11 protein-coding genes and 2 riboswitches are annotated in these 14,607 nt (G+C 67.4%); of the genes, 3 read left to right on the forward strand and 8 right to left on the reverse strand.

Features of this window, described 5'->3' with window-relative positions:
- Nucleotides 1–59: 59 nt before the first annotated feature.
- The 6 genes from DM992_RS33505 to DM992_RS33530 form a co-directional block, all read right to left on the reverse strand.
- Nucleotides 60–974, reverse strand: a complete 915-nt coding sequence (locus DM992_RS33505; protein WP_111021571.1) for an ABC transporter ATP-binding protein — start codon at nucleotides 972–974, stop codon at nucleotides 60–62.
- A gap of 45 nt (nucleotides 975–1,019) precedes the next feature.
- Nucleotides 1,020–1,994 carry an ABC transporter permease gene (locus DM992_RS33510; protein ID WP_111020601.1) on the reverse strand — a complete coding sequence of 325 codons (975 nt, stop codon included), beginning with the start codon at nucleotides 1,992–1,994 and terminating at the stop codon, nucleotides 1,020–1,022.
- A 48-nt stretch (nucleotides 1,995–2,042) separates the two neighbouring features.
- Nucleotides 2,043–3,995 (reverse strand): allophanate hydrolase, encoded by a 1,953-nt coding sequence (atzF, locus tag DM992_RS33515; protein ID WP_111020602.1) that lies wholly within the window; start codon nucleotides 3,993–3,995, stop codon nucleotides 2,043–2,045.
- Complete coding sequence (gene uca, locus DM992_RS33520; protein WP_111020603.1) at nucleotides 3,992–7,603, reverse strand: urea carboxylase; 3,612 nt, start codon at nucleotides 7,601–7,603, stop codon at nucleotides 3,992–3,994. The genes atzF and uca overlap by 4 nt, the downstream gene beginning before the upstream one ends.
- Before the next feature lie 126 nt (nucleotides 7,604–7,729).
- Complete coding sequence (locus DM992_RS33525; RefSeq protein WP_111020604.1) at nucleotides 7,730–8,386, reverse strand: urea amidolyase associated protein UAAP2; 657 nt, start codon at nucleotides 8,384–8,386, stop codon at nucleotides 7,730–7,732.
- An 11-nt stretch (nucleotides 8,387–8,397) separates the two neighbouring features.
- Nucleotides 8,398–9,153 (reverse strand): urea amidolyase associated protein UAAP1, encoded by a 756-nt coding sequence (locus DM992_RS33530; protein ID WP_111020605.1) that lies wholly within the window; start codon nucleotides 9,151–9,153, stop codon nucleotides 8,398–8,400.
- Between the two features lie 58 nt (nucleotides 9,154–9,211).
- Nucleotides 9,212–9,347, reverse strand: a riboswitch (guanidine-I (ykkC/yxkD leader).
- Nucleotides 9,348–9,814: 467 nt separating this feature from the next.
- A riboswitch (guanidine-I (ykkC/yxkD leader) is annotated at nucleotides 9,815–9,937 on the forward strand.
- 136 nt (nucleotides 9,938–10,073) lie between these two features.
- Here DM992_RS33530 and DM992_RS33535 point away from each other — a divergent pair.
- Both DM992_RS33535 and DM992_RS33545 read left to right on the forward strand, forming a co-directional pair.
- Nucleotides 10,074–11,105 carry an ABC transporter substrate-binding protein gene (locus DM992_RS33535; protein WP_111021572.1) on the forward strand — a complete coding sequence of 344 codons (1,032 nt, stop codon included), beginning with the start codon at nucleotides 10,074–10,076 and terminating at the stop codon, nucleotides 11,103–11,105.
- Between the two features lie 539 nt (nucleotides 11,106–11,644).
- Complete coding sequence (locus DM992_RS33545) at nucleotides 11,645–12,364, forward strand: Crp/Fnr family transcriptional regulator (protein ID WP_111020607.1); 720 nt, start codon at nucleotides 11,645–11,647, stop codon at nucleotides 12,362–12,364.
- A gap of 95 nt (nucleotides 12,365–12,459) precedes the next feature.
- Here DM992_RS33545 and DM992_RS33550 read toward each other — a convergent pair whose 3' ends face one another.
- Together DM992_RS33550 and DM992_RS43080 are read right to left on the reverse strand one after the other, a co-directional pair.
- Nucleotides 12,460–12,888, reverse strand: a complete 429-nt coding sequence (locus tag DM992_RS33550) for a PRC-barrel domain-containing protein (RefSeq protein ID WP_111021573.1) — start codon at nucleotides 12,886–12,888, stop codon at nucleotides 12,460–12,462.
- A gap of 257 nt (nucleotides 12,889–13,145) precedes the next feature.
- The gene (locus DM992_RS43080) at nucleotides 13,146–13,328 is read right to left on the reverse strand and encodes a hypothetical protein (protein ID WP_111021574.1); all 183 of its coding nucleotides are present in this window, start codon (nucleotides 13,326–13,328) and stop codon (nucleotides 13,146–13,148) included.
- Nucleotides 13,329–13,756: 428 nt separating this feature from the next.
- On the opposite strand from DM992_RS43080, the gene DM992_RS33560 reads away from it, so the two are divergent.
- Nucleotides 13,757–14,542, forward strand: coding sequence for a PRC-barrel domain-containing protein (locus DM992_RS33560; RefSeq protein WP_111020608.1), 786 nt, complete (start codon nucleotides 13,757–13,759; stop codon nucleotides 14,540–14,542).
- Nucleotides 14,543–14,607 lie beyond the last annotated feature (65 nt).

Consider the following 14,607-nt stretch of genomic DNA (forward strand, 5'->3'; position numbering starts at 1 on the left):
CCCGAGGCAAGTCGTGACAGGCCCCTCGCTGCGTTCGTCGCGCAGCGGGGCCGCGTACGTCACTCGACGTTGTCCGCGACGTCCGTCATCCGGATCATGTGCGGGCGTACCGCGTCTTCGTCCGGCGCTTCGCCCGTCGGCGCCGGATGAATCAGTGCCTCGAGCCGCGCCTTCGTCGCGATGAATTCCGGCGTGTTGAACTGCGAATATCCGCGCGGGCGCGGCACCGGCACCTCGATCAGCTCCTGCACTTTGCCAGGATTGGCCTTCAGCACGAGAATCCGGTCCGCAAGCAAGATCGCCTCGTCGAGATCGTGCGTGATGAACAGCACCGTCACGTCGATATTGCGCCAGATGTCGAGCAGGTGCGCCTGCATCTTCGCGCGGGTCTGCGCATCGAGCGCGCCGAACGGTTCGTCCATCAGCAGGATGCGCGGCCGGTTCGCGAGCGCGCGCGCGATCGCGACGCGCTGCTTCATCCCGCCCGACAACTGGTGCGGATACACGTCCGCGAAGCGCGTGAGCCCGACGAGGTCGAGCCACTGCAGCGCCTCGCGCTCCGCCTCGCCGCTGCTGCTGCCGTTGCGCTTCAGGCCGAACATCACGTTCTTCTTCACGGTCAGCCACGGAAACAGCGTGTAGCCCTGGAACACCATCCCGCGATCGGCACCGGGGCCCTGCACGGGCTTGCCGTCGAGCAGCACGTCGCCGCTCGTCTGCGACTCGAGCCCGGCCAGGATGCGGATCAGCGTCGACTTGCCGCAACCGGACGGCCCGATCACGCAGACGAACTCGCGCCGGTGGGTGCGAAAGCTGATGTCGTCGAGCGCGACCACTTCGCCCTGCGGCGACCGGAAGCGCTTGCCGAGATGGCGCACGTCGAGGATCACGTCGCGCGCCTTCAGGCGTGCGAAGCGTTCGCTCACGGCATCGGACTGGAGCAGGTAGTCGGGAAGGCTGTGCGGATTCTGCATGATCGTCTCTTCCGAAAGGATGCGGTAGTTCATCGTGTTCAGCCGTCACGCCTTCAGCGTGCGGTCCCATGGAAACAGCCGGCGGCCGAGCAGCGCGAGCACGATGTCGGTCCCGAGGCCGATGATCCCGATCATCAGGATCGCTGCATAGACGTTGTCGAAATGCTGGTAGCGCGCCTGCTGGCTGATGTACCACGTGATGCCCGAACTGGTGCCGACCAGCTCGGCGACGATCAGGTAGGTCCACGCCCAGCCGAGCAGGATTCGCTGGTCGCGATACAGGTCGGGCAGGATGCCCGGCACGACGACATGCGCGATCAGCCCCGGCTTTTTCGTGCCGAGCGTCAGCGCCGCCTCGAACAGCCCGTACTCGAGCTTGCGCGTCGTGTTCGCGACGATCAGCACCTGCTGGAAGAACGTCCCGATCACGATGATCGCGACCTTCGGCGCGTCGTAGATGCCGAGGACCGCCACCATCAGCGCGCCGAACGCCGGTGCGGGCAGATAGCGGAAGAATTCGAAGAACGGCTCCTGCAGCCGCGCGAGCGCGCTGAAGGTGCCGCATACGATGCCGATCGGCACGCCGATCGCCGACGAAATCACGAAGCCCCAGAAGATGATGCGGATGCTGTGCCACAGGCTTTCGTGCAGCCATACGCCGTCGCGCGAAGCCGGCGGCGTCGTGAACGCCGTGTAGAACGCGCGCAGCACCTGATGCGGCGCGGGCAGGTACACGGGGTTCGCGCGCTCGCCTTCGGGCACGGCCGCATGCGTCGCGCGCGCATGCGCGAGTTCGTCGTCGAACACGGCGCGGTCGACCTGCATGCCGGGCTGGAAATAGTCGACGCTGCCGGGGTTCGTGATGCGCACCTGCGGATGCCAGACGAACGGCACGTAGCTGAGCACGCACCAGACGGCGAGCGGCAGCAGGAAGGACGCGACGCCGAGCGTCCACTTGCCGCGGGTCGACAGCTCGCGGCGCACCGCGAGCCAGTCGGTCGTATTGCGGGTCACTGACATGGTGAATCTCCGTATCGTGTTGCTTGCCGGTCGCGGGCGACCGGGCGCTCAGTGCGGCGCGCCGTTCGCACGGTAGGCACGCCAGCCGCCGAAGCGCGTGATGTCCACGGCGCCGTCGAGCGCGGCGGGTTCGCATAGAAAGCCCTGCACCTGCGCGCCGTCCGCGAGCGTCAGCGTGCCGATGCCGAGCGGCGCGCCGATGCCGGCGACGAAGCTGCCGTAGGCCACGACCGGCATCTCCCAGATCTCGACCGCGATCGCCGCGCCGCCCTCCGGCACGCGCACGAGGCCCGGCTTCGCGACGCCGCCCGACACGGCCGCGCTCAATGCGTAGAGGCGGTAGGACGGCGCGGTGGTCGTCGCGGCGACGAAGCGCGCGCCGCGCTGCGTAAGCTGCCCGTTCAGCGGCTCGCCGCGGAGATGCGCGCCGACGACGGCCACGCGCACGACGCCCGCCGGCGCGGCGAGCGGGAGCGTGATCGCACCGGAACGCTTGTCGCGCGCGGCGCCATGACGTTCGTTCGCGCCTACGTTTGCATGATCGTCGGCATCGACATCGGCATTGGCGTTACAAGCGCCCCCGCCCGCCACGGCGTCGCCGTGCTGCGCAGCGCCCCACGCGTCGCCCAGGTCGAGCAGCATCGCGTCGTCGTGCGCGCGGCCGACGAACGTGATGCCGAACGGCAAACCCGCATGCGGCCCGGTTTCGCAGACACCCGCCGGCACCGCGATCGCGGACAGGTCGAGCAGGTTCACGAAGTTCGTGTAATAGCCGAAGCGCGCGTTGACGCCGATCGGATCGGCTTCCAGTTCGTCGACGGTCGCGGTCGTCGCCGACGTCGGCATCACGATTGCATCGATGTCGTCCCAGGCGCGGGCCGCGTCGACGCGCAGCGCGGCGAGCCGGTCGAACGCCGCGAACGCGTCGGCGGCGCTGAAACGCGCCGCGCCGCCGACGATCTCGCGAATCACCGGATGCAGCGCGTCGGGCCGTTCCGCGAAGAATGCGCCGATCGCGGCGCGCCGCTCGGCGACCCACGGCCCTTCGTACAGCAGCCGCGCGGTCGCGAGGAACGCGCTGAAATCGATCTCGACGACCTGCGCGCCGCTCGCGCGCAAGCGTTCGACGGCCGTCTGCCATGCGGCCCGATACGATGCGTCGCCGAAGAACTCGATCTGATCGGCGCGCGGCGTGCCGAAGCGCATGCCGGCGAGCGGCCGAGCGTGCCGCGCATCGCGGCCATCCGCGTCGAGCAACGGCTGCCACGCGCGTCCGTACGGATCGCCGTCGGTCACGCCGTGCGCAACGGCGAACACTGCGCGCGCGTCGCCCGGCGAATGCGCGAACACCGACACGCAGTCGAGCGACCGGCACGCCGGCACGACGCCGAGCGTACTCAGCACGCCCTTGGTCGGCTTGAGCCCGACGAGCCCGTGAAACGCGGCCGGCACGCGGCCCGATCCGGCCGTGTCGGTGCCGAGCGCGAACGCGGCGACGCCGAGCGCGACGGCCACGGCCGATCCCGAACTCGATCCGCCCGACGCATAACGCGGATCGAGCGCATTGCGGCACGCGCCGTACGGCGAGCGCTGCCCGGACAGCCCCGTCGCGAACTGGTCGAGATTGGTCTTGCCGATCGGGATCGCGCCCGCGGCGATCAATCGCTCGACGACCGGCGCGCTGCGCGACGGCACATACGCGTAAGCGGGACACGCCGCCGTCGTCGGAATGCCGGCCAGGTCGATGTTGTCCTTGATCGCGAACGGCACGCCATACAGCGGCAGCATGGCGATGTCGCGCCCGGCCAGTGCATCCGCATAGCGTGTCATTTCGTCGTGCGTCAGCGGCCTGATCCACGCATGATGCGGATCGCCCGCGTCGAAGTGCGCGGCGATCGCATCGACGAGCGCATGCGGCGTCAGGCTGCCGGCCTCGTACCGCGCGCGCAGCGCGGCGATCGAGTGCAGGTCGGGTAGCGGATGACGATCGGACGGCTTCATGCGACCTCCTCGGCCGCGCCCGCGTTCATCACCATCAGCCGCTGCCCGGCGACGACCGCCGCGCCGGGCACGCAGTCGACCGCCTCGATCACGCCGTCTTCCATCGCCACCACGCACACCTCCATCTTCATCGATTCGAGAATCGCGACGACCTGCCCCTCGGTCACCCGCGCGCCGGTTTCGACCAGCACCTTCCATACGCTGCCCGACACGTCGGCGGTAATGCCGCGCTGTGCGCCGGCGAGCGTGTCGCCAGCCGCCGCACCGGCACCGGCATCGCCCTGCCCGGGCTCGCCCGCATACTCGGCGTGGCCGGCGGCCCGCCAGCGCTCGCGCTCGTCATCGAACGCGGCCTGCTGCATCGCCTTGAACGCGGCGATCGAGTCTGCTTCGTCGCGTAGGAAGCGGTTGTACGCGCCGAGATCGAACACGGATTCCTCGATCTTCAGTTCGGCACGGCCCGCGATGAAATCCGCGCGCAGTTCGGCCAGCTCGGCCTCGCCGACCTCGTAGAAGCGAATCTCGTCGAAGAACCGCAGCAGCCACGGCTTGCCGGGCTCGAATGCACGCGTCGTCCGGTGACGATTCCACATCTGTACCGTACGGCCGACGAACTGATAGCCGCCGGGCCCTTCCATCCCGTACACGCACAGGTAAGCGCCGCCGATGCCGACCGCGTTCTCCGGCGTCCACGTGCGTGCCGGGTTGTACTTGGTCGTCACGAGCCGGTGCCGCGGATCGATCGGCGTCGCGACGGGCGCGCCGAGATAGACGTCGCCGAGCCCCATCACCAGGTAGCGCGCGTCGAACACGATGCGCTTGACGTCGTCGATGCTGTCGAGGCCGTTGATTCGGCGGATGAACTCGATATTGCTCGGGCACCACGGCGCGTCCGGCCGCACCGACTGCATGTAGCGCTCGATCGCGACGCGCGTCGACGGGTCGTCCCACGACAGCGGCAGATGCACGATCCGGTTCGGCACGCGCATGTCGGCGACGTCGGGCAGCTCGTGCTCGGCCGCCTGCAGATGCGCTAGCAGCGCATCGAGCGGCAGCGCGTGCGCATCGAAATGCACCTGCAGCGAACGAATGCCGGGCGTGAGGTCGAGCATGCCGGGCAGCCGGTGCGCATCGAGCCAGCACATCAGCGCGTGCACGCGAAAGCGCAGGTTCAGGTCGAGCACGAGCGGGCCGTATTCGATCAGCAGGTTGCGGTCGCCCGAGCGCCGGTAGACGACGCCGATACCGTTGCCGGCTGCGGGATCGCGGTACAGCACGCAGTCGTTCGCGCCGTCGGCCGGCTCGCCGGACGCCGGCAGCCGTGCGGGCGCCGCAAGCGTCGGAGCGTGTGCGGGCATGGCGGCCGCGCGCGCGAACTGCACGGTGTCGCCCGGCCGCAACTGCCCGAGCTTCCACAGCTCGTCGCGCACGACCGTCACCGGGCACACGAAGCCGCCGAGGCTCGGTCCGTCGGGCCCGAGTATCACCGGCATGTCGCCGGTGAAATCGACCGCGCCGATCGAATACGCGTTGTCGTGGATGTTCGACGGATGCAGGCCCGCCTCGCCGCCGTCCGCGCGCGCCCATTGCGGCTTCGGGCCGATCAGCCGAACGCCCGTGCGGCTCGAGTTGTAATGGACCGTCCAGCGCGTGTCGTACAGCATCGCGATGTCGTCCGACGTGAAGAAATCCGGCGCGCCGTGCGGGCCGTCGAGCACCCCGAGCGTCCATGCGTGCGTCAGCGCGGGCCGGTCGGCTTCGGCGAGCGTCGCGCCGGCTTCGCCGCGCCCCGCGTCCGCATGCAGGTGCAGCACGTCGCCCTTGCGCAGCGCGCGGCCCGCATGGCCGCCGAACTGGCCGAGCGTGAAGGTCGCCTTGCTGCCCAGGTAGTCGGGCACCTGCAGCCCGCCTTTCACCGCGAGGCACGCGCGCACGCCCGCGCCCGTCACGCCGCCCAGTTTCAGCACCGCGCCGGGCGCCGCGCGCAGCACCTGCCAGAACGGTGCGGGCGCGCCGTCGAGCGTGGCGGCGAGCGGCGCGCCGCCGAGCACGAACAGCGTGTCGGTGTTGAAGCGCAGCGTCGCGCCGACCATCGTGAACTCGAGGCCGGCGGCGTCGCGCGGATTGCCGAGCAGCGCATTCGCGAGATCGAACGCGCGGTTGTCCATCGGCCCGGACGGCGGGACGCCGACGGCCCAGTAGCCGACGCGGCCCGGCGTTTGCTGCACGGTCGTCTGCACGCCGCCGTCGAGCACGTCGATCGTGTGCGGCGCGAACGCGAAACGCGACAGGAACGCGGTGGTCTGCGCGCCGCGCGCGAACGTGTCTGAACCGGCGATCGCGCGCAGGTAGTCGAGATTGGTCTCGATCCCGTACAGCTCGGTGGCGGCCAGCGCGTCGCGCAATGCCGCGAGCGCATCGCGGCGCGTGTCGCCGCGCACGATCAGTTTCGCGAGCAGCGGATCGTAATAGGCGCTGACCTCGGTGCCCGCGTCGATCCACGTATCGACGCGCACCGCGTCCGGAAACGCGACATGCGTGAGCACGCCCGCGCTCGGCCGGAACTGCTGGTGCGGGTCTTCCGCGTAGAGCCGCACCTGGATGCTCGCGCCGCGCGGCGCGACGGCGAGCGTATCGAGCGGCGGCAGGTCGCCTTCGGCCTGCAGGATCATCCATTCGACGAGATCGATGCCGGTCACGGCTTCCGTCACGCAATGCTCGACCTGCAGCCGCGTATTCACCTCGAGAAAATAGAAGCGGCGCTCGCGCGCATCGAACACGAACTCGACCGTGCCGGCCGACGCATAGGCGGCCGCGCGCGCGAGCCGCACCGCGCTCGCGTGCAGCGCGGCGCGCTCGCCGTCGGCGAGATCCGGCGCGGGCGTTTCCTCGATCACCTTCTGGTTGCGCCGCTGCACCGAGCAGTCGCGCTCGCCGAGCGCGATCACGCCGCCGCGCCCGTCGCCGAAGATCTGCACCTCGATGTGCCGCGCGTGTTCGACGAACTTCTCCAGATAGACGCCCGCGTGCGCGAAGTTCGCGCTGCCGAGCCGCACGACGGATTCGAAGGCCGCCGCGAGCTGCGCGGCGTCGCGGCACAGCGACATGCCGATGCCGCCGCCGCCCGCCGTGCTCTTCAGCATCACCGGATAGCCGATCGCATCGGCTTCGACGAGCGCCGTCGCGACATCGGCGAGCAGCCCGGTGCCCGGCAGCAGCGCGACGTCGTGCGCGCGCGCCAGTTCGCGCGCGGTGTGCTTGAGGCCGAACGCGCGCATCTGCTCGCCGCGCGGCCCGATGAAACGCAGGCCGGCGGCCTCGCATGCGTCGGCGAAGTCGGCGTTCTCCGACAGAAAGCCGTAGCCGGGATGCACGGCCTGCGCACCGGTCGCGCGCGCCGCAGCGAGGATCGCGGCGACGTTCAGGTAGCTGTCGGCCGCCGGCGCGGCGCCGACGCAGACGGCTTCGTCGGCGAGTGTCACGTGGCGCGCATCGCGATCGGCTTCCGAATAGATCGCGACCGACGTGATGCCGAGCCGCTTCAGCGTGCGGATCACGCGGCAGGCGATTTCGCCACGGTTCGCGACGAGGACTTTCGAGAATCTCATGTTGCCTCCCGCCGGGCCGCCCCGAGGCAGGCAACCGCCCCCTTGGGGGCAGCGGACGTGTCGATCCGGAGTAGCGCTTTAGCGCGTACTCCGGTCCCATGCAACGCAATTGAGCGTGGGGGTAGTTCATTCAGCCTCCCAGATCGTCAGCCGCACCGGCGTCGGGTTGTAGCCGTTGCACGGGTTGTTGAGCTGCGGGCAGTTCGAGATCAGCACCGTGACGTCCATCTCCGCGCGCATCTCGACATACTTGCCGGGCGCGGAAATGCCGTCCTCGAACGTCAGCCCGCCGAGCGGCGTGACCGGCACGTTCATGAAGAAATTGACGTTGCCGACGAGGTCGCGCTTGGTCAGCCGCGCGCCGGTGCCACATGCGCAGTGCGCGATCGCGTTGAGGAAACTGTCGCGGCAGTTGTGCATGTGGCGCTTGTCAAGCGCGTAGCGCACCGTATTGCTTTCGGCCGCGCACGCGCCGCCGAGCGTGTCGTGGCGGCCGCAGGTATCGGCAACGATCGTCACCATCGGATTGCCGAGACTGGACAGCAGCACGCTGCCCGCGCTCAGGTACAGATTGCGCTGCTCGCGGATCGTGTCCTGCGCGCTGTAGCGCTCGTCGGGTGCGTCGGTGCGATAGAACAGCGTATCGACGGCCTGGTTGCCTTCGAGATCGAGGATGCGCAGCACCTGCCCGCGCTTCACGTCGTGCAGCCACGGTTCGCCGGCGTTCAGCGTGGTGTCGTAGATCGCGTGCCGCGGGTCGAGGCGGCTTTCGATGATCGGCATGTCGGGTCTCCTTACGCGAACAGTCGGTCGGTGTTGATGAAGCCGCGCGTGTTCTCCGCGCACGCGGTGCGGCACGGATCGTCGTCCGGCGCGGCACCGTCGGCCGGGTAGGCGCGGTATGCGATCAACTTCACGGGTTTCGGCGTATAGGCCGGCTGCGGATCGAGCGGATGCGGCGCGGTCGAGAACGCGGCGAGCGTGTTCATCTCGAAGCGCAGGTCGAATGTGCTGCCGGCCGACGAGTGGCCCGCGACGAAATCGAACGACCCGTCGTCGCGCGGCGCGAGCTTGCTGAAGAAATTGACGTTCGCGACGAGGTCGCGCGCGGACAGCCCGTATTTCGCGAGTTCGAGCACGAGGCTGTCGCGGCCGTTGCGGATCATCGCGTTGCGTTCGGCCTGATACGACGACTCGCCGTACTTGCGCGCGAACAGCCGCGCATCGCCGATGCCGCCGAGCGGATCGTGCCAGCCGAGCGTGTCGGCCGTGATCGACGCGATCACGCGGCCCATGTCCGTATACAGCGCGTGGCCGCGCGTCAGGTGCGCGGTGTGCTGCGCCTTCAGCGTATCGGCCATGTTGTAGCGTTCGAGCGGATCTTCGTGACGATGAAACACGGCGGACAGGTTCGCGCCGCCGTCGAGATCGACGATGCGCAGCGCGAGACCGCGACGAAGGATGCCGGACCAGTGGGTTCCGGCGGGAACGACCGTTTCCCACACGACGTGCGGCAACGGGGCAAGCGGGGCTTGGGGGCTCGGCGACATGGCGGCTCCTCGGATCGGTTGGACAAAAGGCGTGAGAGGGCGACCGAACGACATCGCGACCTCCCGGGCTTTTGTCCCTCCGTGGAGCCTCGCCGGATCCTCGCAACAAGGCAGGCGGCAAGACCGGATTGCTCTCGGACCAGGCATCGCACGGCGTATGACGCCGCGCGACCGGAACCCTAGCGATCCTGAAGATGATGCAAATTGCTTCGCACCTCTCGGACGGTGAATAAGCGAGTTGCGTGCCAGCGCCTTCCGCAATCGCACGCGGCCCCGAGCAGCGCAGCCTCGGCGGCCGACCCGCACACGACGCGCAATCGCCGGCCCGCCCTCCCGTTGGGCAGCGTGCGCACCAGTCGAACGCGGCCGGCACCAACGCGGGGCAGCCGCGGGCCAGCAATACGCACGCGCATCGCGTGCGATCGCAATGGCACGGCCATTGCTGAATACGCACACCATCACTCTGTCGACCGACCGCTCATGAACAAACTCGACCTGCTTCGGCGCGCGCTGGCCGCGCTGTTCTCCGTCCGTTTCATCGAACTGCAGCGGGCTGCGCGCCATCGCTGAACGGCGCGTTTCCGACGCACGTCAGCTGCCGGATCACACCGCTGGCATGCTTCTCGCTCGCTCCGGTGCCGAGAGGTGCGGCGGTGTCGCATCTTAGGGATGCTAGGGTTCCGGTTCGTCGAACGTCTGGTCCGAGAGCAGCCCGGCGTCGGTGCATACGGTCGTCTGACCGTGCGCGCATGGCGCTACACGGCGGGACAAAAGCCCGGGAGATTGGCGATGGCGACGGCCGTCGCGCCTCTCCGTGGCCGGTCGTTCGTCCCGCATCCGCAGGAACCGGTCACGCGGCCGGATCGCGCATGGGCGCGACCCGTGCCGACGATCCCGATCCCGGTCTCCTGGAGAAAACGATGACCCGCCTCGCCTCGCCGTTCCGCCGCCTGCTGTCCTCCCGGCACCTCCGCTCCGTCCGCCACGCGCTAGCCGCCGTCGCCGTCACGACGTCGCTGTTCGCCGCGCCCGCCGCGCATGCGGCTCCGCCGCTGAAGATCGGCTACAGCGACTGGCCCGGCTGGGTCGCGTTCCAGGTCGCGCTCGACAAGGGCTGGTTCAAGGAAGCCGGCGTCGACGTCGATTTCGAATGGTTCGATTATTCGGCGTCGCTCGACGCGTTCTCCGCGGGCAAGCTCGACGCGGTCGCGGTGACCAACGGCGATGCGCTCGTCACGGGCGCGTCCGGCGCGAAGAACGTGATGATCCTGCTCACCGACTATTCGGCCGGCAACGACATGATCATCGCGAAGCCGCCGCTGCGGACCGTCGAAGGCCTGAAGGGCCGGAAGATCGGCGTCGAGCTCGGGCTCGTCGATCACCTGCTGCTCGAAACCGCGCTGCAGAAGCACGGGCTGAAGGACGGCGACGTCACGCTCGTCAACGCGAAGACCAACGAACTGCCGCAGGTGCTCGGCGCGTCGTCCGACATCGCGGCGGTCGCGGCGTGGCAGCCGAATGCCGGCGAGGCGCTGAAACGCGCACCGGGTGCGCGCGCGATCTTCACGTCGGCGGATGCGCCGGGGCTGATCTACGACGCGATCACGGTGACGCCGACCAGCCTCGCCGCGCGCCGGGCCGACTGGGCAAAGGTCGTCAAGGTCTGGTATCGCTGCGTCGCATACATCAACGATCCGAAGACGCAGGCCGATGCGGTGAAGATCATGTCCGCCCGCGTGGGCCTCACGCCGGCGCAATATCTGCCGCTTCTGAAGGGCACGCACTTGCTCGATGCCGCGGCCGCGAAGCAGGCGTTCCGCAAGGGCGACGGTCTCGATTCGATCTACGGATCGACCCGCAACGCGAACGCATTCAACGTGCGCAACGCGGTCTACAAGCAGTCGCAGGACATCGACGCGTATATCGATCCGCGTCTCGTCGAATCGCACTGAGGACGGCGGCACGTTCCGGCAACGCGGCGCACGGGGGAGCGTCGCCGCGTATGTCGAGGTGATGCTCGCCCTCGGCCTCGTGGCGGCACACCGGATGACACGGGCAGCACGCGCACGGTGAATGCCGAAGCGCGTCGGCCAGCGCTTCGCCGCGTTACCGTGCTGCTTTCCGTCGCGCGTATCGGTGATCGGTCGCTCTGCGCACCGCGCCTTCGCGATCTCAATCGCGGACCGCATGGCAAGCCCGGCGGCCGCAATTTACCGTCAACTGCACCGTCAGATATCGGTTCCGTATCGTGCGCGCGTGATTGCGCGCACCTTGATGGCGCATGTATCGACACTATAATTTTTCAAGGTGGATTCGCATTCGAACGGTCGGTCATCCCGAACTCATCGGGAAAAGGGACACATTGTCGTCACCCTCCCGTCCGGTCGCCGGATCGATAACGTATGATGGTTGGCCGCTTCCACCGATTCCCGCTGCATCCACGTCGGCCGGAGTTTTCACCGTCAACCGAGTGCAAGCGCAGGAGCCACGCATGCAGGACAACCCGCCCATTATCGAAAACCACCTGCTTGCCGCGCTGCCGGATAACGAGCGCGCCCACCTCGCCCCACACCTGACGCTCGTCGACATGCCGTTGGGAAACGTGCTGTACGAGTCGGGTGGCCAGCTTCATCACGTCTATTTTCCGACCACGTCGATCGTGTCGCTGCTATATGTGATGGAGGACGGCTCGTCCGCGGAAATCGCGATCGTCGGCCATGAAGGCATGATCGGCGTGTCGCTGTTCATGGGCGGCGAAACGACCCCGAGCCGAGCCGTCGTGCAAAGCGCGGGGCAGGCCTACCGGCTCGATGCGGGCATCCTGAAAGAAGAATTCCGGCGCGGCAACTCAATGCAGCGCCTGCTGTTGCGCTATACCCAGGCGCTGATCACGCAGATGGCTCAGACCGCGGTATGCAACCGGCATCATTCGATCGATCAGCAGCTGTGCCGCTGGCTGCTGCTCAGCCTCGACCGCCTGCCGTCGAACCAGCTGCGCATGACGCAGGAACTGATCGCCAACATGCTGGGCGTGCGCAGGTCGGGCGTGACGGAAGCGGCATTGAAGCTGCAGGACGCGGGCCTCATCCGCTACAACTACGGTCATATCGAGGTGCTGGATCGGCCGGGGCTCGAAAAGCGCGTGTGCGAATGCTACAGCGTGGTCAAACGCGAATTCGATCGCCTGCTTCCCGATCTGAAGCGGCTCTAGCCACTACTGCGACGCATCGTGGCGCGAACGGCCCGAATCCGATATTCCGTGAGCATACGACTGTCGACGCGACGGAACCTCTCTGTGACATCGTTTCATCCGGCTACCCAGTACGGCGTCCGGTTGTAGTACTGGTGAAGCGACATTCCCCACCGTGATTGCGTCATCACCGGCCAATGCTCGTCGTCGAAGCCCGGTGTGCCTTTGACATGCGCGGCGGTCACATCCAGATGGAAAGATTTGTCGCCGATATCGTATTTCATCGCATTCCACGGAATGGCGCAAAGCATCTCGCCCGTTCCTCCGCTGGAAGCAACCGCGTAGGCAATTCTGCCGTGGTGCAAGTCGAGCACGATGTCGAAAACACTTCCAACATCCTCGCCGTCCGACGCAACGATCTTGCTGCCCTTCAGGCCATCCGTAGTCGTCACCATAGGACCGGGCTCGTCGCCTGAATCGTGTTCGACAAGCTTGCCCCCGTTGCCGTCATCCACAGGTCGATCGGGGGTGTGAAGCGTCGTCATGATGTCCTCCTTGGACAAGATCCGGGAATATCCATCTCGTGCGCAGCCTCGACATCGACAATGGCACTCGACGCACAAGAAAACGCTGCGCGCACCGGCATCGGAAGTCGGTACGGTTCCGTACCCGGGAAGACCGGGAATATCGGCTCGCCGTCGCTCTGACCGATGCCTGCGCGTTCATCGATATCGCTGAATGCCGGCGACGACTCGATGGATCCCCGTCACGCAAGGCGCTGGCACGCATCGCGCAACCTGCGCTAACGGTGCTTGACGTGCGACGACTTCCGGTGATGCTTTCGATGGGCCGGGCGGGAAATCATCCGGGTGACACCGCCTATCGACGGCGGATCGCTGGCGGGGAACGTCCCCTCGACCGCGTCGTCGACATTGCGCTCGCTCTTGCTGCCGTTCGTATGCTGCTCTCGATACCTGCTGCGCATAACCGCCTCCATGGAGCTGATGATCGGACCGGGCTGCCCCGGATTCGACTGGCCGCGTGCGGCCGGCCCAGTGTGGAATGCCGCCGGTCACGACGCCAGCATAAGCTCCATTTAAAAATTGCGCAGGGTACGAGCGGAACCTGCCGATCTTCACCGCTTCGTGATCCTGATGACAAAAAGAGACAGGATGTTTCGCGACATGTCGGGAGGGGACGGTTCGCCGCCGGATCGTCCCCGCGTGCGCTTTGTACGGTTTCGTACCGCATCGGCCATTCGTCGCGTGTAGCGTCTCAAGCATGCCGGCCATCCGAGGGGACGCGCCCGGCAGGAATCGCTCCGCATCGGCGGACGAACGGCTGGACGCCGCCGCACGGCAGGCATGCCAGCCGGATCACCGACGTGCCGAGCATCGATCTGGCGAGGACATCATGTTACGAAGCATCCGAAGGTTGCACGGAGACACGGTTCGAGCGAAGGACGGCGATATCGGGCGCATCCACGAGGCCTACTTCGACGACGACAACTGGTGCATCCGCTACCTCGTCGTCGAGACGGGCGACTGGCTGCACGACAGGCAGGTGCTGGTCTCGCCGTATTCCGTCACGCATGCCGATCCCGAAACCCGCACGCTATACGTCAGCCTCACGCAACAGCAGGTGAGAGACAGCCCGAACGTGGACACGCACAAACCGGTATCGCGCCAGCACGAGATCGAGTACCTGCGTTACTACAACTACCCGACTTACTGGGGCGGCCCGAACCTTTGGGGGATGGGCGCGTACCCGGCTTTCGATCCCGCCGGGCCGTCGCAGGACCCTGAAGCTGGCGATCCGCTCGTCTCGCGCACCGCGCCGGCCAGCGCAGCGGCGGATACGCATCTGCACAGCACCCGCGAGGTCGACGGATATCGGCTCGAACTCGAGGACGGACATATCGGCCACGTGTCCGATTTCATTTACGACGATGAAGCCTGGGTGATCCGCTATCTGGCAATCGACACGTCGAGCTGGTGGTCGACCGGCAAGGAAGTGCTGATCGCGACTCACTGGCTCGACCAGGTGGACTGGCCGACGGAAACGGTATCGACCACGCTCACGCGCGACGCGATCCGCCGGAGCCCTCCATACGACGACTCGCAGCTCGTGCATCGAAGCTACGAGATCGAGTTGCATGAGTTCTACGGCAAGCACGGTTATTGGTCCGGAGACCGATAACGCTGACCCGCGCAACGGGTAGCCCACGCAACCACCATCCCGTGCGGGATATCCCGTGACCGGGC

This window comes from Burkholderia sp. JP2-270 (genome assembly GCF_003233675.1).
Taxonomy (GTDB): Bacteria; Pseudomonadota; Gammaproteobacteria; order Burkholderiales; family Burkholderiaceae; genus Burkholderia; species Burkholderia pyrrocinia_C.